The organism is Nonomuraea mesophila, assembly GCF_004352805.1.
In the GTDB taxonomy this organism is placed as follows: domain Bacteria; phylum Actinomycetota; class Actinomycetes; order Streptosporangiales; family Streptosporangiaceae; genus Nonomuraea; species Nonomuraea longispora.
The window spans coordinates 17,270-38,640 of the sequence record NZ_SMLD01000091.1 but is presented as its reverse complement, the minus strand read 5'-3'; the positions used below and the strand labels follow the sequence as shown (position 1 = coordinate 38,640).

The window sequence follows — 21,371 nt, the reverse complement described above, 5'->3', positions numbered from 1 at the left end:
GGCGGGCTCTGCGTCGGGTCGTCGGTGGGGTTGCCGGTGGGGTTGCCGGTCGGGTTGCCGGTCGGATCGTCCGTCGGGTCGTCGGTGGGGTTCTCGGTCGGGTTGCCGGTGGGGTCGTCGTCCGGGTCCTGGGTGCGCGTCGGGCGGGGGTCCGGGCGGCCGCCGCGGCGCGACTGCACCGTGGCGCTCTCCTCGGGCTGGCGGGCCCGGGCCGTGTCGTCCTGCGAGCCGGCGGGGTCGGCCACCGCGGCGCCGCCTCCCTGGGGAGCCTGCTGCTCGGCGTCCTGCTGCCCCTGCCCCTGACCCTGGTCCTGCCCTTGGCCCTGGTCCCGACCCTGCTCCTGGTTGGGGTCCTGATTGGGGTCCTGGTTCGGGTCCTGGTTCGGGTTCTGGCGTCCCTGGTTCGGGTCGTTCCGGTCGTTACGGTCGGGGAACCGCCGGTCGCGGTCCTGGTCCTGGTTCCGTCCGTTCCTGTTCCGCTGGTCGGAGTCTCGCCGCTGATTTCGATCCCGCTGTTCCTGGTTCTGCGACGGGGACTCGGCCGAGTCGCAGATTTCGGCGCGTGCCGGGCCTACCCCGATGACGGCCGCGGACACCAGCCCGCTCGCCGTCACGGCCAGGGCGGACACAGCCGCGGCCATGCGTCTGGATCTCCTCATGTGTGTCTCCTCGAATCGACCGCCATCGCGACGGGTGGAGCTGGCGCGGGCGTGGGAGGCTCCGGCAGGGCGTTGTGGTCGACCAGGCCGGTGGACTCCAGCAGCGCCATGTGCCTCATGACGAACCTCACGCAGTCCTCGGAGAACTTCCTGATCTCGGAGTTGCGTGTTCCGGACCGCACCGCCGCGATGACGGTGAAGACCTTGCCGTGTGAGTCACGCAGCAGGTTCGCGTAGTCCTTGTCGAAGGCCGGCCCGCTCTCCGCGGCCAGCTGGGCCATCCAGCTCTGCTGCTGCGGGCTGGGCTCGTCCGGCAGGGCCACGCCCAGTTTCTTCGCGACCTGACGGGTCAGCAGGTCCAGCTTCATGTGATCTTCCATGATCAGCCTGCCGACTTCCTTGACACGTTGGGACTCGGCGCGGGTCTTGGCGTACTCGCCTGCGGGCATCTCCCAGAGACCGGCCTGCCGTACCTTGACCAGCAGGTCGCGGTCGGCAGCCGTGAGTGGCCCGGTGGACGTCTGCGCCCACTGGGCGGCAGCGGGATCGATCACTGGTGGCATGACCAGCAGAATCGTCACCGCGGCCGCCACGACGAAGCCGCCGAGCATGAACACCTCGCCGCGCAAAAGCCTGTGCATGGTCGGAGGTACGCGGGGTTCACGGCACTGGTTCACCTATGGCCGGAGATAGTTAGAAATGACTGGAGTTATCGGAGTGGCTACCGCTTGGATAACGAAGGTGTAAAGATGTGCCCCGTGCTAGGTCACCTCGACGGCAGGTTCGAGAGTGCGGATGCCGAGGCGGAGCACCGCATTGCGGTGCTTTACCAGGAGTTCGGCGGCCCTCTGCTGCGACACGTCCGCAAATCCACAGGTAACGACCTTCAGTGGGCCGAAGACGTTGTGCAGGAGACGCTCGTCCGGGCCTGGCGGAACTCGGCAAGACTGCAATGGGAACCAAGCCTTATATGGGCGTGGCTGCTTACCGTGGCCCGTCGCATAGTCATTGATGGTCGTCGGCGGAAGAGTGTTCGGCCGCAGGAGGTCGAACCCCCAGAAGTCGACATGATGGCGGTGCCGGACGGTTCGGATCGGGCTCTGTCGGCGATGGTCGTCGCGGACGCCCTCCGGTCCCTGTCCGCGGAACACCGCGAAGTCATTGAGCAGACCTACCTTCGAGACCGTACGATAAGTGAGGCGGCGGAGATTCTGGGGATCCCGCCGGGCACGGTGAAGTCCCGGCTCTACTACGGGATCCGGGCTCTCCGCGAACTGCTGCGGGACAAGGGGGTAGCCGGCTGATGCATGACGGGGTGGCCGCCTACGTCCTCGGTGTCCTCGACCAAGAGGAGCACGAGGCCTTCGAACGCCACCTCGACACATGTGAGCGATGCCAGGCGGAGCTGCTGGAGCTCGCCGAGCTGCCGGACCAGCTCGATGAGCTCAAGAACGCCTCCTCGACCTCCGACGACGATCCCCCGATGTCGATGTCACGTTGACGTCCATCCCCTTTTCGGGTGGTATCGGGTACGGCAATTCGTGCGCCCGGCGGCAGCGCCGGGCGATCGGGGGGAGGTGTTCGGTGGCCATCGACGATGATGCGCCCCGTCCCCCGCATCGGCGGTTCGGCGAGGAAGGCGGCCGGCTGTCCTACGGCGGCTACCTCCGCCTGCCCGCCTTGCTCACGCAGCAGCAGCCGCAGTCGCACGCCCCTGACGAGCTGCTGTTCATCACCGTCCACCAGGTCTACGAGCTGTGGTTCAAGCTGCTGCTCCACGAGCTGGAGTCGGTCCGCGAGGCCATGGCCTCGGGCGAGCTGTGGCAGGCCAGGCACCTGTTCCGGCGGGTGCACGCGGTCGAGCGGGTGCTGGTCGAGCAGGTCGAGGTGCTGGAGACGATGACGCCCCAGGACTTCCTCGCCTTCCGCTCGATGCTGGAGCCCGCCAGCGGGTTCCAGTCCGTGCAGTTCCGGGAGCTCGAGTTCCTGTCCGGGTTGAAGGACGAGCGCTACCTCGGCAGCTTCCGGCACGCCGAGGAGGCCGACCTGGCCAGGCTGCGCCGCAGGTTGTCGGAGCCCACGCTGTGGGACGCCTATCTCAGCGCGCTGTCCCTGCGCGGCCTGCCGGTCTCCGACGACGAGATCATGGACTCGCTGCTGACCGTGGCGAGAGACCGCAGGTCCCACGACGACCTGTGGCAACTGGCCGAAGACCTGCTGACCCATGACGAGAACACAGCGCTGTGGCGGATGCGTCATGTTCAGATGGTCGAACGCCAGATCGGCACCAAGTCGGGCACCGGCGGCTCGACGGGTGCCCCCTATCTGCGCGGTAGAACGCGCCTGCACTACTTCCCGCTGTTGTGGGAACTAAGGGCCTGGCTATGAACAGCCATGGCGAACCCTCACAAAGGAGTGAGAGCGAAATGCCGCTCGACGAGGCCAAGGATGAGCTGCTCCAGCGAGCCGCCGAAATCTGCGCGACGAGCACGGAGCACATGAGCGCCGACGAGGCGCTGTCCTTCCTCCGGCTCTACTACCGGCACGTCGCGCCGGAAGACCTGCTCGACCGCAACCCCGTTGACGTGTACGGCCCCGCGATGTCGCAGAGGCAACTGGCCGAGGTCCGCCCGCAGGGCAGGCCGGTGGTCAGGGCCTTCAGCCCGACGATCGACGAGAACGGCTGGGACCCCGGGCACTCGGTCGTCGAGGTCGTCACCGACGACATGCCGTTCCTGGTCGACTCGGTGACGATGGAGCTCGACCGCCACGGCCTGGGCATGCACCTGCTCGTCCACCCCCAGATGCGGGTGCGCCGCGACATGACGGGCCGGATGCTCGGCCCCGACCAGCAGGACGTCACCGGCCAGCTGCTGGTCGAGTCGTGGATGCACATCGAGATCGACCGGCAGGCCGACCCGGGGGCGCTCAAGGCTCTCGAGAACGACCTGCTGCGGGTGCTCTCCGACGTGCGGCACGCTGTTGAGGATTTCAGGAAGATGCGGGCGCTGGCCGTCCAGACCGCTGAGGACCTGAGCATGAACCCGCCGCCGCTGGAGCCCGCGGAGGTCGAGGACAGCATCGACCTGCTGCGCTGGCTCGCCGACGGGCATTTCACCTTCCTCGGTTACCGCGAATACCGGCTGGAGCACACCGACGAGGGCGAGACGCTGCGCGCGCTGCCGGGCGCGGCGCTGGGCATCCTGCGCGACGACAGGGTCGGCTCCGACAGCTTCTCCGCGCTGCCTCCCGAGGTGCGGGCCAAGGCCCGCGAGAAGCACCTCATGATCATCACCAAGGCCAACTCCCGGGCCACCGTGCACCGCGCCACCTACCTCGACTACATCGGCGTCAAGGTCTTCTCGCCCGAGGGCGAGGTGATCGGGGAGCGGCGTTTCCTCGGCCTGTTCACCCACGTGGCCTACAACGAGTCGATCTCCCGGATCCCCGTGCTCAGGCGCAAGCTGGCCGACGTCCTCGACCAGGCCGGGCTGGCGCCCGACAGCCACGACGGCAAGGACCTCATCGAGATCCTCGAGACGTTCCCGCGGGACGAGCTGTTCCAGACCTCGCTCGACGAGCTGCTGCCGATCGCGCTGGGCGTGCTGCGGCTGCGCGAGCGCAAGCAGGTCAAGTTGTTCCTGCGGCGCGACGACTACGGCCGCTACATCTCCTGCCTGATCTATCTGCCGCGCGACCGCTACACCACCAAGGTCCGGCTGAAGATGCAGCAAGTGCTGCTCAAGGCCCTGGGCGGCACCTCGCTCGACTACAGCGCCATGATCGGCGAGTCGGTGCTGGCCCGCCTGCACGTGGTCGTGCGGGGCGAGCGGGGCAAGCAGCTGCCGCCGCCGAGCGTGGACGTCGAGGAGCTGGAGGCGCGGCTGGCCGCCATCACCCGCTCCTGGGAGGACGACCTGGCCTCCGCGCTCATCGAGATGACCTCGGAGGAGGAGGCGCCCGGCCTCATCCGCAGGTACGCCTCCGCCTTCCCCGAGGGGTACAAAGCGGACTTCCCGCCCAAGGTCGCCGTGGTCGACCTGCAGCGGCTGGAGGAACTCGTCGGCGCGGACGACGAGGAGCAGGTGGGCCTCAACCTCTACGAGCCGTACGACGCGACCGAGGGGGAGCGGCGGCTCAAGATCTACCGGGTCGGCTCGCCCATCTCGCTGTCGAAGGTGCTGCCGCTCATCCAGCGGCTCGGCGTCGAGGTGGTCGACGAGCGTCCGTACGAGGTCGACCGCGACAACGACCCCAGCACCAAGAACGCCTGGATCTACGACTTCGGGCTGCGGTACACCCCGTCCGACGAGGTCGGCAGGGAGGACTTCAAGCGGCTCTTCCAGGACGGGCTCACCGCCCTGTGGACGGGCCGGGTGCAGGCCGACGACTTCAACTCGCTCATCCTGAGCGCCGGTCTGACCTGGGAAGAGGTCGAGATCCTGCGGGCCTACGCGAAATACCTGCGCCAGGCCGGCAGCACGTTCTCGCAGTCGTACATGGAGCGGGTCCTCATGGGCAACGTGCGGCTGGCGCGGCTGCTCGTCAACCTGTTCGAGGCCCGGCACGATCCGCGGCGGCCCGACGACGTACGCACCGAACTGGCCGACGCGATCCACGAGGAGATCCTGGGCGCGCTCGACGAGGTGGCCTCGCTGGACGAGGACCGCGTGTTGCGGGCGTACCTGGAGACGATCCAGGCCACGCTGCGCACCAACTACTTCCAGACGGTGGATGGGCGGCGAAAAGAGTACATATCGCTCAAGTTTGACCCGGAGGCCATCAGCATCCTCCCGCTTCCGCGGCCCAAGTATGAGATTTTCGTCTATTCGCCGCGGGTCGAGGGTGTGCATCTCCGGTTCGGGAAAGTGGCGCGCGGTGGTTTGCGGTGGTCTGACCGAATGGAGGACTTCCGTACGGAAATCCTCGGTCTGGTCAAGGCTCAGATGGTGAAAAATACCGTTATTGTCCCGACCGGGTCCAAGGGTGGGTTTGTCGTTAAACGGCCGCCTTTGTCCGGAAAGCGGGAGGACCTTCAGGCCGAGGGCGTGGCCTGCTACCGCATGTTTATCTCCGGCCTGCTCGACGTCACCGACAATCTCGTGGACGGCCAGGTCGTCCCGCCGCCCGACGTGGTCAGGCACGACGGCACCGACACCTACCTCGTCGTGGCCGCCGACAAGGGCACCGCGACCTTCTCCGACATCGCCAACGCCGTCGCCAAGGAGTACGACTTCTGGCTGGGCGACGCCTTCGCCTCCGGCGGCTCCATCGGCTACGACCACAAGGCCATGGGCATCACCGCCCGCGGCGCGTGGGAGTCGGTCAAGTACCACTTCCGCACCGTGGGCGTGGACGTCCAGAGCACCGACTTCACCGTGGTCGGCGTGGGCGACATGTCCGGCGACGTGTTCGGCAACGGCATGCTGCTGTCGCAGCACATCCGGCTGGTGGCCGCGTTCGACCACCGCCACATCTTCGTCGACCCCACCCCCGACGCCGCCCGCTCGTACGGCGAACGCCGGCGCCTGTTCGACCTGCCGCGCAGTTCCTGGGAGGACTACGACGCCACGCTGATCTCGGAAGGCGGCGGCGTCTTCCCGCGCACCGCCAAGTCCATCACGATCACGCCCCAGATGCGCGAGGCGCTCGGCATCCCCGCGGGCGTCACCTCCATGCCCCCGAACGACCTCATCAGCGCCGTCCTGCGGGCCCCCGTCGACCTGCTGTGGAACGGCGGCATCGGCACCTACGTCAAGGCGGCCTCCGAGTCCAACGTCGACGTGGGCGACAAGGCCAACGACGCGCTCAGGGTCGACGCCGCCGAACTGCGCTGCAAGGTCGTGGGCGAGGGCGGCAACCTGGGCGTCACCCAGCTGGCCCGCATAGAGTTCGCGCTGAACGGCGGCCTCATCAACACCGACTTCATCGACAACTCGGCCGGCGTCGACACCTCCGACCACGAGGTGAACATCAAGATCCTGCTCGACCAGGTCGTCCGCGACGGCGAGCTGACCGACAAGCAGCGCAACCAGACCTTCACCTCGATGACCGACGAGGTCGCGCGGCTGGTGCTGCGCGACAACCACGCCCAGAACGTGGTCCTCGCCGCCGCCCGCGCCCAGGCCGTCGAGATGCTCCACATCCACGCCCGCTACCTGCGGCGGCTGGAGCGCGAAGGGCTGATCAACCGGGAACTGGAGTTCCTGCCGTCCGACAAGCAACTGGCCGAGCGCCGGCAGGCCAGGCTCGGCCTGACCGCTCCCGAGTTCGCCGTGCTGCTGGCCTACACCAAGCTGACCGTCGACGCCGAGGTGCTCGCCTCCGACCTGCCCGACGACCCCTACCTGGCCTCGTGGCTGGTGTCGTACTTCCCGTCGGCGCTGCGCGAGCGGTTCCGCTCGTACATGGACGCCCACCCGCTCCGCCGGGAGATCATCACCACCTGCGTGGTGAACGAGCTGGTCAACTCCATGGGCACCACGTTCATGTTCCGCTTCGGCGAGGAGACCGGCGCGTCGGCGCCCGACATCGTGCGCGCCTACCTCGTGGCGCGCGAGGTGTTCGACCTGCCGAGCTTCCACCGGGACGTGGAGGCGCTGGACAAGCAGGTGGACACGGCCACCCAGATCGCCATGCTGCTGGAGGCCCGCAAGCTGGCCGAGCGCGGCACCCGCTGGCTGCTGGTCAACCGCCGGCCGCCGCTGGACCTCGCCGGGTCGGTCGCCTTCTTCATGAAGCCGGTCAACGGCGTGGTCTCCCACATCCCCAAGCTGCTGACCGGGCCCGACCTGGCCGCCTACGAGGATCGGCGCGACTCGTTCCTCGCCAGGGGCGTGCCGCCGGAGCTGGCCGAGCGGACGGCCGCCATGGTGCCCGCGTACTCGATGCTGGACCTGGTCGAGATCTCCTCCGCCACCGACCGCCCGGTCAACGAGGCGGCGGAGGTCTACTTCGACCTGGCCGACCGGCTGCAGCTGGCCCGCATCAGGGAACGCATCATCGCGCTGCCCAGGGACAACCGGTGGAACTCGATGGCCCGCTCGGCCCTGCGCGACGACCTCTACGCGGCGCACGCCTCCCTGACCCGTGACGTGCTGGCCCACAGCAAGTCGGGCCTGTCGCCGGAGGAGCGCCTGGCCAGGTGGACGGAGGCCAACACGGCGGCCGTCTCCCGGGCCCGGCAGACGTTGTCGGAGATCTGGGAGAGCGACACCTTCGACCTGGCCACCCTCTCGGTCGCCCTGCGCGCCATCCGCACCCTGGTATCCGCAAGCAACCTCCCCCACAGAGAGCCCTGACCCGAGGGGGCGGGCACCAGCGTCGCCCGCCCCCTTCCACACCACCCGGTCAAGAACTCAAGGAGAGGGCCGCCCGGCCAGCGACGCGACGAAGAAGGTCGACCGGCGAGAGAGCCGACCGGTCAGGGATTCGGTGAGGAGGAGGTCCACCGGTCAAGGACTCGGCGAAGAAGACGGTCCACGTTGCGCGTCGTCACGGTGAGCAGCCCGTGAGCCTTCACGACCGGCCATGACGGACGGAAGGGTCCACGGAGCGTGCGGGTCCGTAGGCGGTGCCGTAAAGAACAAAAATTTAAGTACCGGACGCACGGGTGAGCGCGCCGTCGTGGGCGATGACGGCGGCGGCTTTGGGCGCGGTGAGAGGCGGTACGGCGGTCGCGTACTGGTGGGTTTCGACCAGTCGCAGCGTGCGGCGCAGCACCGGCGCGCTGATCGCCCACCGGGCCGACTTGGGCACGGGGATGTAGTCGTCCTCGGCCGTGCGCGTCGTCGTGGTCGTGGTCCTGGACAGGGAGTATTGGATGAGCGCCCCGCCGTCCTCGGTGCGCAGCGCGTAGACCGGGTAGTTGTCGGCGCTGAAGATCGAGTCGTAGCTGAAGCCCTCGGCCTTGGCGTCCTCGCGGTGGGAGGCGATCTGCTCGGCTATCTCCGTTGTGTACGGGCCCTCGGCGATGAGCCCGGCGGTGACCCCGGCGGTGCCGGTCTCGGCCACGCTGGCGTGCACGGGCCCCATGAACTGCGGGCTGATCGTGACGGTCTTGTCGTCGGAGCCGACCGCGCCGGCGTAGCCGTCGGCGTCCAGCTCGATCTCCGGCAGCTTCTGCCCGGGCAGGAGCTGGGCGGCCGAGCTGATGCGCCAGCGGTCGGACCTGGTGAACGTCAGGAGCGTCGGGTGGCCGTCGCGGGTCGCCAGCGCGCTGAACCACGGTGACCCTTCGCCCTGCTCGAACTTGGGCACGAACAGGGTCGGCGACCCCCACGTGTAGCGGCGCGGCGCGTAGTCGGTGGACAGGTAGTCGGCCACGGTGATGCGGGTCTGCCCGCCGTCCGTGAGGTCGAGGGCCTGCGCGAGGCGCCCCTGCAGGTCGCTCTTCACCCTCAGCACGTCGTCGGAGAGGGTGACCTCGGCGAACACCTCGGCCGCCTCGGCCGGCGTGACCTCGGGCTCGTCGGGCGACGGCGAGGGGGAGGAGGTCGCGGCGGCGGCGGAGCTGGTGGGAGTCGCTCGTGGCTGGGCATCACCACTGCAGGCGGTCACCGCGGCAAGCAAGCCGGCGGCGAGCGCCAGCGTTGTTCGCCGACCATGTACGCGCACCTGATCCATGGTATTCGCGCCGGGGAAGCGCCGAGGCCTCCGACACCGATCAGCGGGTCTCAAGGGCCGGGCAGGAGCCGCTTGGGAGGTGAAGTCCTCGGAGGAGGCTAGTGTAGGGAAGCGTGGCAGGTATGGATCCGGCAGAAGAGATCAACGAGCTCGCGGGCACGCTCCGCAGCATCCAGGACGTGCTCGACCTCGACGCGATGCGCAAGCAGATCGACGAGCTGGAGCAGCAGGTTGCCGCCCCTGACCTGTGGGACGACCCCGACCTGGCACAGAAGGTGACCAGCAGGCTCTCCCATCTGCAGGGCGAGCTCAACCGCGTCGAGGGCCTGTCGCGCAGGCTCGACGACCTGTCGGTGCTCTACGAGCTCGCGGCCGAGGAGAGCGACGACGACACGCGCGCCGAGGCCGACAAGGAGCTCGAGACGCTGCGCTCCGACATCGGCGCCATGGAGGTCCGCACCCTGCTCTCGGGCGAATACGACGCCCGCGAGGCGCTCGTGACGATCAACTCCCAGGCCGGTGGCGTCGACGCCGCCGACTGGGCCGAGATGTTGCTGCGGATGTATCTCCGGTGGGCCGAGCGCAAGGGCTACGCCACCGAGGTCTACGACACCTCCTACGCGGAGGAGGCCGGCATCAAGTCGGCCACGTTCACGGTCAAGGCCCCCTACGCCTACGGCACGCTGCGGGGCGAGCACGGCACCCATCGGCTGGTGCGCATCAGCCCGTTCGACAACCAGGGGCGCAGGCAGACCTCGTTCGCCGGGGTCGACGTCGTGCCGGTGGTCGAGCAGACCGACCACATCGACATCAACGAGGACGAGATCCGCGTCGACGTCTACCGTTCGAGCGGTCCGGGAGGCCAGGGCGTCAACACGACCGACTCGGCGGTGCGCATCACGCACATCCCGACCGGCATCGTCGTCTCCTGCCAGAACGAACGTTCGCAGTTGCAGAACCGCGCCACCGCCATGAACGTGCTCCAGGCCAAGCTGCTGGAGCGCAAGCGGCAGGAGGAGGCGGAGAAGATGTCGGAGCTGCGCGGCGCGTCCACCACGTCATGGGGCACGCAGATCCGCAACTACGTGCTGCACCCCTACCAGATCGTGAAGGACCTGCGCACCAACACCGAGGCGGGCAACCCGTCGGCGGTGCTCGACGGCGACCTCGACGCGTTCATCGAGTCGGAGATCCGCTGGATGCGGCGGCAGGAGTCAGACGCCGAATAGGTGGTTGAGCACGAGGCTCACGAAGAGCAGCACGACGAGGAGAGCGACGACCGCGGCGGGTGACAGCCCGGCGAAACCGTGCTGGTGCATACGTTCTCTGCTGGCGCGGCAGAGGGGGCAGCGTCCCTCGATGACGGGGTGGGCGCATTGCGCGCATACGAGGTGTTCACAGCTCATGACAGCCCCAAGTCTAGCCGCACAATCGTTTTGTTTCCGTTATGGACGTTCCATGCCAGTCTTCCCTCTAGACTGTCGTCTGGCCAATCGGAACGTCGATCGTCGGTAAAGCAGACGCCCCCGGTCGGCCAGTGGCGGGAAGTGGGCATATGCCACCCTCGCTTCCGTCCTGACCCCTAGACTGGCATGCCGTGATGCTCTCGTGATCCATTTCGATAATGTCATCAAGGTCTACGCGCACCAGAACCGGCCCGCTCTCGACCACGTGTCTGTTGACGTGGACAAGGGCGAGTTCGTGTTCCTCGTCGGTCCCTCGGGATCAGGCAAGTCCACGTTCCTGCGTCTCATCCTGAAGGAGGAGCGGCCCAACGGCGGCGCGATCCACGTCGCCGGCAAGGACCTGTCCCGTCTCTCCAACTTCAAGGTGCCGCACCTGCGCCGCCGCATCGGCTGCGTGTTCCAGGACTTCCGGCTGCTCCCGAACAAGAACGTCTACGAGAACGTGGCGTTCGCCCTCGAGGTCATCGGTAAACCCCGGCGTTTCATCCGCAAGGTGGTTCCCGAGGTCATCGAGCTGGTCGGCCTGGAAGGCAAGGCCCACCGCATGCCCGACGAGTTGTCCGGCGGCGAGCAGCAGCGTGTCGCCATGGCCCGAGCCTTCGTCAACCGGCCGATGATCCTGCTGGCCGACGAGCCGACGGGCAACATCGACCCCGCGACGAGCATCGGCATCATGAAGGTGCTCGACCGCATCAACAGGACTGGCACCACGGTCGTCATGGCCACGCACGACGCGGCCATCGTCGACTCCATGCGCAAGCGTGTCGTGGAGCTGGAGGACGGCAAGATCGTCCGTGACCAGTCGCGTGGCGTTTACGGCCAGGCGTACTGACAGGGAGCTGCAGACAGAACATGCGGGCGAATTTCATCTTCTCCGAGGTCTGGATCGGCCTCCGTCGCAACTTGACCATGACGATCGCGGTGATCATCACCGTGGCGGTCGGTATGGCGATGCTGGGCGTCGGCTTGATGATCAACGCCCAAGTCGGCCTGATGAAGGGCTACTGGGACGACAAGGTCGAGGTCTCCGTCTTCCTGTGCAGCAAGGGGACCGCCATGCCGGCGTGCAACGGCAAGGAGGCGACCGGCAACCAGATCAAGGCCCTCGAGACACACATCAAGAGCATCCCTGGGGTCAAGGAGGTGTACTTCGAGGACCAGACGGCGGCGTACAAGAACTTCAAGGACTCCTACTCCGCCAACAAGGCCCTCGTCGACGCCGCCAAGGTCGAGGACATGCCGCAGTCGTTCCGCATCAAGCTGGTCGACCCGGACAACTACCAGCCGATCGTCCAGGCGGTGAAGGGCCAGCCGGGCGTGGCGCAGGTGCTCGACCAGAAGGAACTGATCGGCCCGTTCTTCGTGATGCTCGACCGGCTCGCCTTCGTCGCGCTGGCGGTGGCGATCATCCTGGTGCTGGCGGCCGCCCTGCTGATCGGTAACACGGTCCGGCTGTCGGCGTTCAACAGACGCAGGGAGACCGGCATCATGCGGCTGGTCGGCGCGTCCAACCTCTACATCCAGCTCCCCTTCGTCATGGAGGGCGTCATCGCCGGTCTGATCGGCGGTGTGTTCTCGGCGATCATCCTCATCATGGCCAAGGTCTTCCTGTTCGAGGAGCTCGGCAGCTTCTTCGGCGATGCCACCTCCCAGCTCGGCTGGAACGACGTGGCCCAGACGATCACGATCACCATGGTCATCGGCGTCGTGATCTGTGTGCTGGCCTCGTTCGTGACGCTCCGCCGTTACCTCAGGGTCTGACCATGCGCGCGCGGATGGGCCGCCGTCGCTCCGGCCGCCGGTAAAGTCGGAAGCATGCCACGTGAGACCGGGCGGAAGGTCATCGCCCAGAACAAACGTGCTCGGCACGACTACCACGTCGACGAGACCTTCGAGGCGGGGCTCGTGCTGCAGGGCACCGAGGTCAAGTCGCTCCGCGAGGGCCGCGCCTCGCTCGTCGACGGCTACGCCAGCATCGACAATGGCGAAGCGTGGCTGCTCAACGTGCACATCCCCGAATACACGCAGGGCACGTGGACCAACCACACGGCCCGCCGCAAGCGCAAGCTGCTGCTGCACCGCAAGGAGATCGAGAAGCTCGCCGCCAAGACCAAGGAGGGCGGGCTCACGATCGTGCCGCTGGTGCTCTACTTCAAGGACGGCCGGGCCAAGATCGAGATCGGGCTGGCGCGCGGTAAGAAAGACTGGGACAAACGGCACGCACTGGCGGAGCAGCAGGCCAAACGCGAAATGGCCCGGGCGCTGCGGCACCGCACCCGATGAGAGCGGCGGCACCGCACCCATGACACGCGCCCGCCGCACCCTGTCCGCCGGCCTCACGCTGGCGGTCGCGAGCACGATGCTGACCGGCTGTTTCGAGGAGCCGTCGCCGCACGACGCGGTGCGCGACTTCCTCGTGGGCTGGCAGTCGGGCGACTACGAGCTGGCGGCCGGCCGCGCGGACGGTGACGTGGCCACCGTGCGCAAGGCGCTGGCCGACGCCAAGCTGGAGCTCGACGCCGCCTCCTTCCGCTTCAAGATCACGACTGTCACCGTGACGGGCGAGGAGTCCAGGGCCGGTTTCCACGCCGAGGTCGATCTCGGGGAGAACAACCCGCTCTGGGAATACGACGGCGTGCTGCCGCTGCACCTGGTCGACGGGGTGTGGAAGGTGCGCTGGTCACCGTCCGTGCTGCATCCGCAGCTCAAGGAGGGCCAGCGCTTCGCCGTCGACACCGACCCGACGCCACGCCAGCCGGTTCTCGACAGGTCGGGAGACTCGCTGCAGACCGACACCGTCCTCTATGTCGCGGGCGTCTATCCCGCCAAGCTCGGCGGCAGGGCGGAGGAGGTCGTGGCCCAGCTGTCCGAGGTCACGGGTTACGCCCAGGACCGCCTGCTGAGCCGCATCAGGTCCTCGCCGCCCGACAAGTTCGTGCAGCTGGTCACGTTCGGGCGCTCGCGCTACCAGTCGATGCAGCCCAAGCTCGACGCGATCGCCGGGATCGAGATCGAGCCGCAGGACCAGCCGGTCAACCCCGACGCGCCCCGGCAGATCGTCGGCACCGTCAGCGCGCTCACGCCGGAGAGCGAGCAGAAACTCGGCGGCCCGCAGCGGGCCGGCGACTCGGTCGGCAAGAGCGGCCTGCAGCAGGCCTACCAGGAATACCTGACGGGCTCCACGCAGACCAAGGTGATCACTCTTGACCTCAAGACCGGCGAGCAGGTCACCCTGCTGAAGGAGTGGCCGGGCCGGCGCAACCTGTCGGTGAAGACCACGATCGACCGCGCCGTCCAGGCGGCGGCCGAGCGGGCGGTTTCCCTCACCGAGACCAGCGCGCTGGTGGCCGTCGACCGCAACACCGGCGAGATCCGCGCGGTCGGCACCAAGAACATGCACCAGGAGAAGCAGGCCCTGGCCGGCAAGTTCCCCGCGGGCACGGCGTTCTCCATCGTGGCCGCCGACGCGCTGCTGAAGGCCGGTGTGAGCCCCAGACAGCGGCTGGCCTGCCCGCAGGAGCGCACGGTCGGGGGCGCGAAGTTCGCCAACTCCGGCGGGAGCGTGGGCGCGACGCAGTCGGCCACGTTCCGCGAACACTTCGCCAAGGGCTGCGTGACCGCGCTGGCCTCGCTCGCCCGCCGGGTCACGGCAGCCGACCTCGCCAAGAGCGCCAAGGCCTACGGCATCGGGCAGCCATGGCGGCTGCCGCTCAAGTCGTTCAGCGGCACCCTGCCCGAGCTGGCCGGTGACGCCGACAAGGCCAAGGCCATCGCGGGCCAGAACGTCGAGGTGAGCCCGCTCAGCATGGCGCTGGTGGCCGCCGCCGTCGCCTCGGGCACCTGGCATCCGCCCGTGCTGGTCACCGAGCCCAAGTCGCCCGATCCGGCGGCCGAGGTCGTCCCGACCGCACAGCCCGCGCCGGTGCCCGTCGACCCCAAGGTCCGCTCGGCGCTGACGGCGATGATGCGGTCCGGCGCGGCCGGCACGCCCGCCCAGGCGGGCAAGGGCAAGGTCTACGGCGTGACGGCGACGGCGGGCGGCGAGCACACCTGGTTCGTCGGCTGGCAGGGGGACGTGGCGATCGCGGTGCTGGCGAAGAACCACGACGCCGGCGCGGTGGCGGGCAACTTCTTCGCGGCCCTGCGCGGTTAGTGGAAGCGCCCGGACACCGCTGGTGGAAGTCGCTCGGACACCCATTGTGAGAATTTCGTGACGCGGAGCAACCATGCGGGTGGCCGGCTGCGTCTTACTGAGTGACTGGGCCCGCTCGGGGGGTTGCGGATCCAGTCGCCGTGATGAGACAGGACTTCATCTCGGGGGAAGTCCTGCCGTCCGGACCGGCTCGACCCTGCCGGTCGGCCCCCGGGAGCGCGTGCCACCGTGCCACGCTCCCGGGGGTTTCGCCATGAGGGAATTAAGTTGGCGCGAAGGGCGTTCTCCCCTGTACATTCGTGTCGCGCAGCTCTTTCGAGGGGTGTGTTGACAACTGCACAGGGGGTGACTGGCTTCGACTTTGGCCTTGCAAGCCAGGTGAAGCGGGCCGAGGACTGCGGACATAACCTCGTTAATCCTGTGACCGCAAACAATAAGTGCCAATTCCAAGAGCACTGTGGCGGCCAGGGACTCCCTGGCCCTCGCTGCCTGAGCAGCGAAACCACTGTCAGCCCGGGAGTGCCTTCGGCCCGGTGTCTGGCATCGCTAGAAGGCTCAACCGGTCGACCCGGCCACGGGGGAGATCGGGAAATCTAACAGTGGCTGAGCCCGTCGGCGACTTGCCTGCGTGATCGCCGGGGCTGAGAAAAACACAGCAGGCTGCGCCCGGAGAAGCCCTGACTTGGGGTTGAAGGACGCGGGTTCGATTCCCGCCACCTCCACCACCTCAGACCGCCTCTTGCCTGCGAAACACCTCAGGCAAGGGGCGGTTTCGCGTTCGTGGGCACCATGGGGGCACGAGCCTGTCGGAGCAGGACGTTAGCCCTGGTCGGCCCTTACGTTCCGACTCTCGCCCGGGAGTCGCTCAGTCACCACGGCTTGGCGCGCGTTGGCCGGCGAGATGGAGGCGCCTCCTCGGACGGGGAGTTCGAGGTCCGGTACGCTCCCGCTGTCTGAGGACACCCACCGCCGCGCCCTTACCGTCCTCCGTTATCTGGACCAAGCCTGACCTCTGACAGGAAGGTGCATCTAGGTGCACCCAGGGCGATATCCAGCGCCATTCCCTCCTCGCCGGGCCGTTCCTAGGCTCGCCGCATGACATTCACGCGTACTCTCAGCTCAGCGGTTGTGAGCTTGGTAATCGTCATAGCAGGGGCCGCGCCGGCGGACGCGGCCCCGCGGAATGCCGTACGGACCGATGCGGGTTGGGTGCGCGGTCAGATCGCCTGGGACCACCGGATCTTCCAGGGCATCCCCTACGCCGCTTCTCCGGTCGGCGACTTGCGCTGGCAGTCGCCCCAGCCGGTCACTGCCTGGCGTGGTGTCCGCGCCGCGACACGCCCCGGTGACAGGTGCGCCCAGTCCACGGATCTGTGGGGGTTGCCGGCCAGCGACAGCGAGGACTGCCTGTACCTCAACGTGACCGTCCCGCGCTCGGCCACTCCGCGCCGCCCCCGGCCCGTCATGGTCTGGTTGCACGGCGGCAGCCTGACGAAGGGGGCCGGCAGCGACTACGACGCCACCCGCCTGACCACGCGCGGCGACGTCGTAGTGGTCACCGTCAACTATCGGCTGGGCGTGTTCGGCTTCTTCGGGCATCCCGGACTGGCGGGCAGCGGGGCCTACGGGCTGGAGGACCAGCAGGCGGCATTGCGCTGGGTCCAGCGCAACATAGCGGCCTTCGGAGGCGACCCGCGCAACGTCACGTTGTTCGGGGAGTCCGCCGGAGCGCACTCGGTGTGCGCCCACCTGGCGTCGCCCACCGCCGCCGGCCTCTTCCATCGGGTGATCACCCAAAGCACGTTCTGCTCCCAGACCGCCTTCACCGGCAGCCGCTTGAGGCCGGTCATGGACCTTCCGATGTGGGTTCCCAAGGCCGCCCACGAGGCGCACGGAGCCACCACCGCCACCGCGCTCGGCTGCACCGATCCGAAGACAGCCGTCACCTGCCTGCGTGGCAAGCCCGTCTCCAAGCTCCTCGCGCAGGAGCCGCTCGCCCTTCCGGGCTACGGCAACGCCGTGCTGCCTGCCGATCCCGCGACCGTCTTCGCGCAGGGCCGCTTCCACCGCGTGCCGATCCTCACCGGCATCACCCGTGACGAGGGGACCCTGTTCACCGCGTTGATGTTCCCCGGTCTCACCGAGCAGGGATACCAGGAGGGCCTGCGGCACATTTTCGGTGACAACGCCGCGGCGATCGCGGCGAAGTACCCCTCCCGTGGGCGGCCGACGCAAGCCGTAGCGGCGATCATGAGCGATCTCGACTGGGCGTGGGCCGGTCGTGCCAGTGACCGAATGCTCAGTGAGCGCACCCCGGTCTACTCCTACGGGTTCGCCGACCGTACCGCGCCGCCGATCTTCCCCCTTCCCGGTGGCGTGGAGCCGCTCGCCTCGCACGGATCGGAACTGTCGTTCCTGTTCCCCGGGGCCTCGCTCACCCGCGAGCAGCGGAAGCTCGGCGACACGATGATCACGTACTGGTCCCGCTTCGCGGCGACCGGCGACCCCAACGCTCCTGGCCTGCCGCGCTGGAGCCCCGTGCGCACCGGGCATGTCCATCGTCTGGCTCCGGGCCCCGGTGGCGTAGGCATCTACGATCAGGACGCCCTTCACAAACTGGCCTTCTGGGACCGCCTGGCGGGCCGCTGACCTGCCGGACACCCATCCGGGGCGGCGTGGTCGACATGGCCGGCCCGCCGACAGGTAGGCCTCTCCCCGCCGTCGTTCGAACTGCCGGCGGGAATGGTCCCTTCGGCGAGCAACTGGTCCTGGAGACGCCGGCCGCTGCGAGGGTCCATGCCAAGCTCGGCGCCGTTCATGTCCGGGTTGGCGGCGAGCCGTTTCCGAGCCCGGTTCTTGGTCGCGTTCCTGCCCACCGGAGGGCGCTCCCTCGGCGGGCGGGCGGCCGTCTTCTTCGGGGACGAGCCGCCGGTCGCGGACTTGGCGGCGTTCGGGCGCCGCGGCGGTGGATACGCGCAGGTCAGACTGCTTGCGCAGGTTCTCCTCCAGGCTCGCCTTCGCGGCGGCGATGTCCGCCTCAGCTTGGCGTCTGATGTCCGCCTCCCACGCCTGGACTCGCTGGGCCTCGGCAGCCGCGGCCCGCTGTTCACGAAGGCGGTGGAAGCGGTCCTCTGCCCCGGCACGTGAAACCGCTCCCGCCCGCCGCGTCGTACTGCGGCCGTTTCTGACCCCTACCAGGACGTGGGCGCCGGTGGCCGGTGTCAGAGACCGTCACCGGTGTTCTGCGCGGTGGTGACCGAGAAGAGTCCCACTTTCTCCATGCGGCTGACCACGTCCTCGAAGCCGGCCTCGCGCGCCCAGCCGTGGGCCTGCTGCACGGACCTGCACTTCATGACCCAGGGCACGCCGTCGCGGTTGGGCAGCACATTGGCGATGAACTCCAGCTGCGGGTGGTGGGTCTGGGTGGTGAAGATGAGGACGCCGTCGGGTGCGAGCAGGTCGCGCAGGCGGGCGATCGACTTGCCGATCAGTTCCTCGTCCAGGATCAGCTCGTACAGACCGGAGACCACGATGATGTCGGCCGGGCGGTCGAGCGGCGCGGGTTCGAAGGCGTCGCCCTGCTCGTAGACGATGTTGGTCAGGCCGCGTGCCGCCGCCTGCTTCTCGCCGAGCGCCAGCCCGTCGGTCGCGAGGTCGCGGCAGACCACCTGGGTCTCCGGTTGTTCCTTGGCCAGGTCCTGGAGGTAGCGGCCGGGGCCCGAGGCCACGTCGAGGATCAGTGTCCGGCCCGCCCGGGCGGAGACCTCCTCCCTGAGTGTGTCGTGCAGCAGGGCCCGCCTGGCGCGGATCGCCCGCCAGCCGACGGCGTCGAGGTAGACCCGGTCGATGAGTCTGCCGAGGCCGAGCCGGCCGTGCGACGTGTCGGCGTAGACGTAGTCGAGCATCGTGCCGCTGTCGAAGCCGTGCCGGTAGCCGATGCGGATGCCTTCGCTGAGCCGGCCGACCGTGCGCAGCAGGAACCGCATGAGGGTCCACTTCAAGAGATATCTCCTTCGATGAGGTTGTGCGCGGTCTCCAGGTCGGCGACGGGCCGGTTGAAGCGGACGAGCACCTGTCCCCGCCGCACCCGCCCGTGCACGGGCAGCACCTCGGAGGTGCCGTGGAGGGTCACGGGCTGAATCGGTACGCCCGCCTTTTCGGCGACGCGCGCTGCCCCGGAGCGGAACGCGCCGACCCGGCCGTCCCGCGAGCGCGTGCCTTCGGGGAAGACGACGACGATGCGTCCCTGTTCCAGGACCCGTACGGCGTGCGCGAGGTCGGCCGAGCCACCCCCGCCGCGCCGTACGGGAAAGCCGGCGACGAGGGCGCGGCAGACGAGCGAGCGCAGCGGGCCCGCGAACCAGTAGTCGGCGGCGGCCGCCACCACGGGACGCCTGCGCGCGGGCAACGCGGCGAGCAGCGCCGCGGTGTCGGCGTGGGAGCTGTGGTTGGCGACGACCACGCACGGCCCGTCGGGGACCGTCCCTTCGACTCGGAAGCCGCCGTTGCAGGTGAAGGCCGTCCGCCACAGGCACCGCCGCAGCAGGGCGCCGGTCATGCCGGCACCACCGCCAAGGCCACAGGGATGAGGGGCACGTCGTTCATGAGAGCACCACCGCAGCAATGAGGGGTCGTTCGTGTGGGCGCTGCTGCTACGGCCGGGAGTGAGCAGGGAAGTGTCGTTCATGAGAGCGGCACCGCCAGGGCGAGGGCGATCAGGAGGGAGTCGACGCGGTCGAGCAGGCCGCCGAAGCCGGGTAGCCAGGTGCCCGCGTCCTTGACGCCCGCGCCGCGCTTGACCATCGACTCCACCAGGTCGCCGAGGGGAGCGCCGACGGCGACGGCCACGGCCAGGGCGGGGGTGAGGGCTCCGAGCAGGGCCAGTACGGCGAGCCCTCCTGCCGCGCCGCCCAGTACGCCGCTCCAGGTCTTGCCTGGTGACAGGGGTGACAGCCGCGGGCCGCCGATGAGGTTGCCGCCGCACCATGCCGCCACGTCGGCGATGGCGACGGCCAGGCAGAGCGCGAACGCCTGGGCGGGGCCGAGCAGGACGAGCCCGGCCAGGGGCGCGAGCCAGAGCAGCCCGAACAGGCCGAAGGCGGCCCTGCGGGCGCCGTCCTCCGCGTCGCCGGACAGCACCGGCGCCAGCACCATGGCCGGCAAGCACACGGCGACCGGCCAGTACGGGTCCCCCATGAGCGCGCCGATGGGGAGGAGCGCGGCGTGGGCGATAAGGATGACACGTTCGGGGGCGCGCAGCCGTACCAGGCGGGTGTATTCGACGGCGCAGACGACGCCGAGCAGGATCGCGAGCACGGCGGCACCCCGGGGGCCGAGCAGGAGGCAGCCGGTCACGAGCGGCGCGGCGACGGCCCAGGTGGTCCAGCGGCGCACCAGCTCGCGCTGCCTGGACCGCCACACCGCCAGCCCGCTCACTCCGAGGGCTCCGGCCAGGTAGGGGGCGGTGTCGAGGATCATGACGCGGCCTCCCGCAGCTCGCGGTGGACGCGCGTGATCCGTACGACCGCCGTGAGCAGGGAGCCGGCGGCGAGCACGATGAGCCAGCCCGTCCAGCCCGTGAGGGCGAGCAGCACCAGCAGCGTGCAGCGCTCGGTCTTGCCGACGGGGCCGCCCTGCGGACGCCGCGCCCCCGCGGCGGCGCCCGCGAGTGCGGCCCATGAGGGGAGGGTGGCGGCCAGCGCGGCGGCGGTCACGAGCGCGGGGCGGGCCAGTGCCAGGCATCCGGCGAGCGCCGCGTACTCGGCGATCCGGTCGCCCAGCTCGTTGACCACGGCGCCGAACCTGGTGCTCCGGCCGCTGTCGCGGGCGACGCCGCCGTCGAGGTTCGCGCAGGCCAGGCGTCCGGCGAGGGCGGCCGCGACGGCCAGCGCCGCCCACGGTCCCGTCTCGCCCAGGCCGAGTACGGCCCCCGCCGCCGCCCCGAACACGATGCCCGACACGGTGATGGCCGAGGGGTGGACGCCACGGGTGACCAGGAACGCCCGCACCCCGCTGAGCCGGGCGGCGTACCAGGGTTTGAGCGCGTACAGACCGTTCATGTCGGCCAATGTCTCGCGTCATGGCAGGCCGATACATGGGGGTTTCTGCGCAATCGCCCCTAGGTACTGCTACTCACCGGTAAGTACTCGCCGAGCCGGCCTGGTCCTCTGCGGGATCCTGAGCATCGTGACTGTGATCGTCGGACACAGCGCCATGACAGAGATCGATGGAAGGTAGGGGGCTGGCAACGGCCGGGCTGGTGCTCGGCCACATCGCTCTGGTGTTGTGGGGGCTCGGGCTGCTCGTCTATCTGTCGAACTGATCGCCCCGAACGCCCTCCGCCCGCGACGACGGCGCCGGCGGAGGGCGTTCCGCATGTTCAGGCCCCGGGATCGATCGCGTGGCCAACCATGCTGCGGACAATTGTCCGGCGCAGTGCTTGCGCTGGGGATCAGACTCTTGACAGGT

At 68.9% G+C, this 21,371-nt stretch carries 16 protein-coding genes, 1 other RNA gene and 1 pseudogene; 11 read left to right on the top strand and 7 right to left on the bottom strand.

Annotated elements, in window-relative coordinates; translation table 11 throughout:
* Positions 1 to 659: pseudogene (locus E1295_RS29035) on the bottom strand (hypothetical protein); the annotation flags it as partial.
* Positions 656 to 1,300 carry a DUF4142 domain-containing protein gene (locus E1295_RS29030; RefSeq protein ID WP_132634690.1) on the bottom strand — a complete coding sequence of 215 codons (645 nt, stop codon included), beginning with the start codon at positions 1,298 to 1,300 and terminating at the stop codon, positions 656 to 658. The pseudogene E1295_RS29035 and the gene E1295_RS29030, both read right to left, overlap by 4 nt.
* A 117-nt stretch (positions 1,301 to 1,417) precedes the next feature.
* On the opposite strand from E1295_RS29030, the gene E1295_RS29025 reads away from it, so the two are divergent.
* From E1295_RS29025 to E1295_RS29010, 4 genes are all read left to right on the top strand, one after another.
* Complete coding sequence (locus tag E1295_RS29025) at positions 1,418 to 1,963, top strand: sigma-70 family RNA polymerase sigma factor (RefSeq protein WP_132333685.1); 546 nt, start codon at positions 1,418 to 1,420, stop codon at positions 1,961 to 1,963.
* Complete coding sequence (locus E1295_RS29020) at positions 1,963 to 2,160, top strand: zf-HC2 domain-containing protein (protein WP_132634688.1); 198 nt, start codon at positions 1,963 to 1,965, stop codon at positions 2,158 to 2,160. Before E1295_RS29025 ends, E1295_RS29020 begins: the two co-directional genes overlap by 1 nt.
* A gap of 83 nt (positions 2,161 to 2,243) precedes the next feature.
* Positions 2,244 to 3,047, top strand: coding sequence for a tryptophan 2,3-dioxygenase (locus E1295_RS29015; protein WP_132634686.1), 804 nt, complete (start codon positions 2,244 to 2,246; stop codon positions 3,045 to 3,047).
* A 38-nt stretch (positions 3,048 to 3,085) separates the two neighbouring features.
* On the top strand, positions 3,086 to 7,960 hold the full coding sequence (locus E1295_RS29010; protein WP_132634684.1) for an NAD-glutamate dehydrogenase: 4,875 nt from the start codon (positions 3,086 to 3,088) through the stop codon (positions 7,958 to 7,960).
* A gap of 292 nt (positions 7,961 to 8,252) precedes the next feature.
* Here E1295_RS29010 and E1295_RS29005 read toward each other — a convergent pair whose 3' ends face one another.
* Entirely contained in the window at positions 8,253 to 9,275 is a 1,023-nt protein-coding gene (locus E1295_RS29005; RefSeq protein WP_132634682.1) for a DUF8094 domain-containing protein, read from the bottom strand.
* Positions 9,276 to 9,397: 122 nt separating this feature from the next.
* Between E1295_RS29005 and prfB the strand changes: the two genes are divergently transcribed.
* The 7 genes from prfB to E1295_RS28965 all read left to right on the top strand — a co-directional run bounded on the left by prfB (position 9,398) and on the right by E1295_RS28965 (position 17,552).
* Positions 9,398 to 10,513 carry a peptide chain release factor 2 gene (prfB, locus tag E1295_RS29000; protein WP_132634680.1) on the top strand — a complete coding sequence of 372 codons (1,116 nt, stop codon included), beginning with the start codon at positions 9,398 to 9,400 and terminating at the stop codon, positions 10,511 to 10,513.
* A gap of 379 nt (positions 10,514 to 10,892) precedes the next feature.
* The gene (gene ftsE, locus E1295_RS28990) at positions 10,893 to 11,582 is read left to right on the top strand and encodes a cell division ATP-binding protein FtsE (protein WP_132634678.1); all 690 of its coding nucleotides are present in this window, start codon (positions 10,893 to 10,895) and stop codon (positions 11,580 to 11,582) included.
* Positions 11,583 to 11,602: 20 nt separating this feature from the next.
* Positions 11,603 to 12,511 carry a permease-like cell division protein FtsX gene (gene ftsX / locus E1295_RS28985; protein ID WP_132634676.1) on the top strand — a complete coding sequence of 303 codons (909 nt, stop codon included), beginning with the start codon at positions 11,603 to 11,605 and terminating at the stop codon, positions 12,509 to 12,511.
* Positions 12,512 to 12,565: 54 nt separating this feature from the next.
* The gene (gene smpB, locus E1295_RS28980) at positions 12,566 to 13,033 is read left to right on the top strand and encodes an SsrA-binding protein SmpB (RefSeq protein WP_132634674.1); all 468 of its coding nucleotides are present in this window, start codon (positions 12,566 to 12,568) and stop codon (positions 13,031 to 13,033) included.
* A gap of 19 nt (positions 13,034 to 13,052) precedes the next feature.
* Positions 13,053 to 14,903, top strand: a complete 1,851-nt coding sequence (locus tag E1295_RS28975) for a penicillin-binding transpeptidase domain-containing protein (protein WP_132634671.1) — start codon at positions 13,053 to 13,055, stop codon at positions 14,901 to 14,903.
* Positions 14,904 to 15,244: 341 nt separating this feature from the next.
* Positions 15,245 to 15,628, top strand: a transfer-messenger RNA (tmRNA) gene (ssrA, locus tag E1295_RS28970).
* A gap of 370 nt (positions 15,629 to 15,998) precedes the next feature.
* The gene (locus tag E1295_RS28965; RefSeq protein WP_132634669.1) at positions 15,999 to 17,552 is read left to right on the top strand and encodes a carboxylesterase/lipase family protein; all 1,554 of its coding nucleotides are present in this window, start codon (positions 15,999 to 16,001) and stop codon (positions 17,550 to 17,552) included.
* Between the two features lie 572 nt (positions 17,553 to 18,124).
* Here the strand turns inward: E1295_RS28965 and E1295_RS28960 are convergent.
* The 4 genes from E1295_RS28960 to E1295_RS28945 all read right to left on the bottom strand — a co-directional run bounded on the left by E1295_RS28960 (position 18,125) and on the right by E1295_RS28945 (position 20,962).
* Positions 18,125 to 18,904 (bottom strand): class I SAM-dependent methyltransferase family protein, encoded by a 780-nt coding sequence (locus tag E1295_RS28960; protein WP_132634667.1) that lies wholly within the window; start codon positions 18,902 to 18,904, stop codon positions 18,125 to 18,127.
* Positions 18,901 to 19,461 (bottom strand): lysophospholipid acyltransferase family protein, encoded by a 561-nt coding sequence (locus tag E1295_RS28955; protein WP_132634665.1) that lies wholly within the window; start codon positions 19,459 to 19,461, stop codon positions 18,901 to 18,903. The genes E1295_RS28960 and E1295_RS28955 overlap by 4 nt, the downstream gene beginning before the upstream one ends.
* A 125-nt stretch (positions 19,462 to 19,586) precedes the next feature.
* Positions 19,587 to 20,381, bottom strand: a complete 795-nt coding sequence (locus tag E1295_RS28950) for a phosphatidate cytidylyltransferase (RefSeq protein ID WP_132634663.1) — start codon at positions 20,379 to 20,381, stop codon at positions 19,587 to 19,589.
* Positions 20,378 to 20,962 (bottom strand): CDP-alcohol phosphatidyltransferase family protein, encoded by a 585-nt coding sequence (locus E1295_RS28945; protein ID WP_132634661.1) that lies wholly within the window; start codon positions 20,960 to 20,962, stop codon positions 20,378 to 20,380. Before E1295_RS28945 ends, E1295_RS28950 begins: the two co-directional genes overlap by 4 nt.
* Positions 20,963 to 21,371 lie beyond the last annotated feature (409 nt).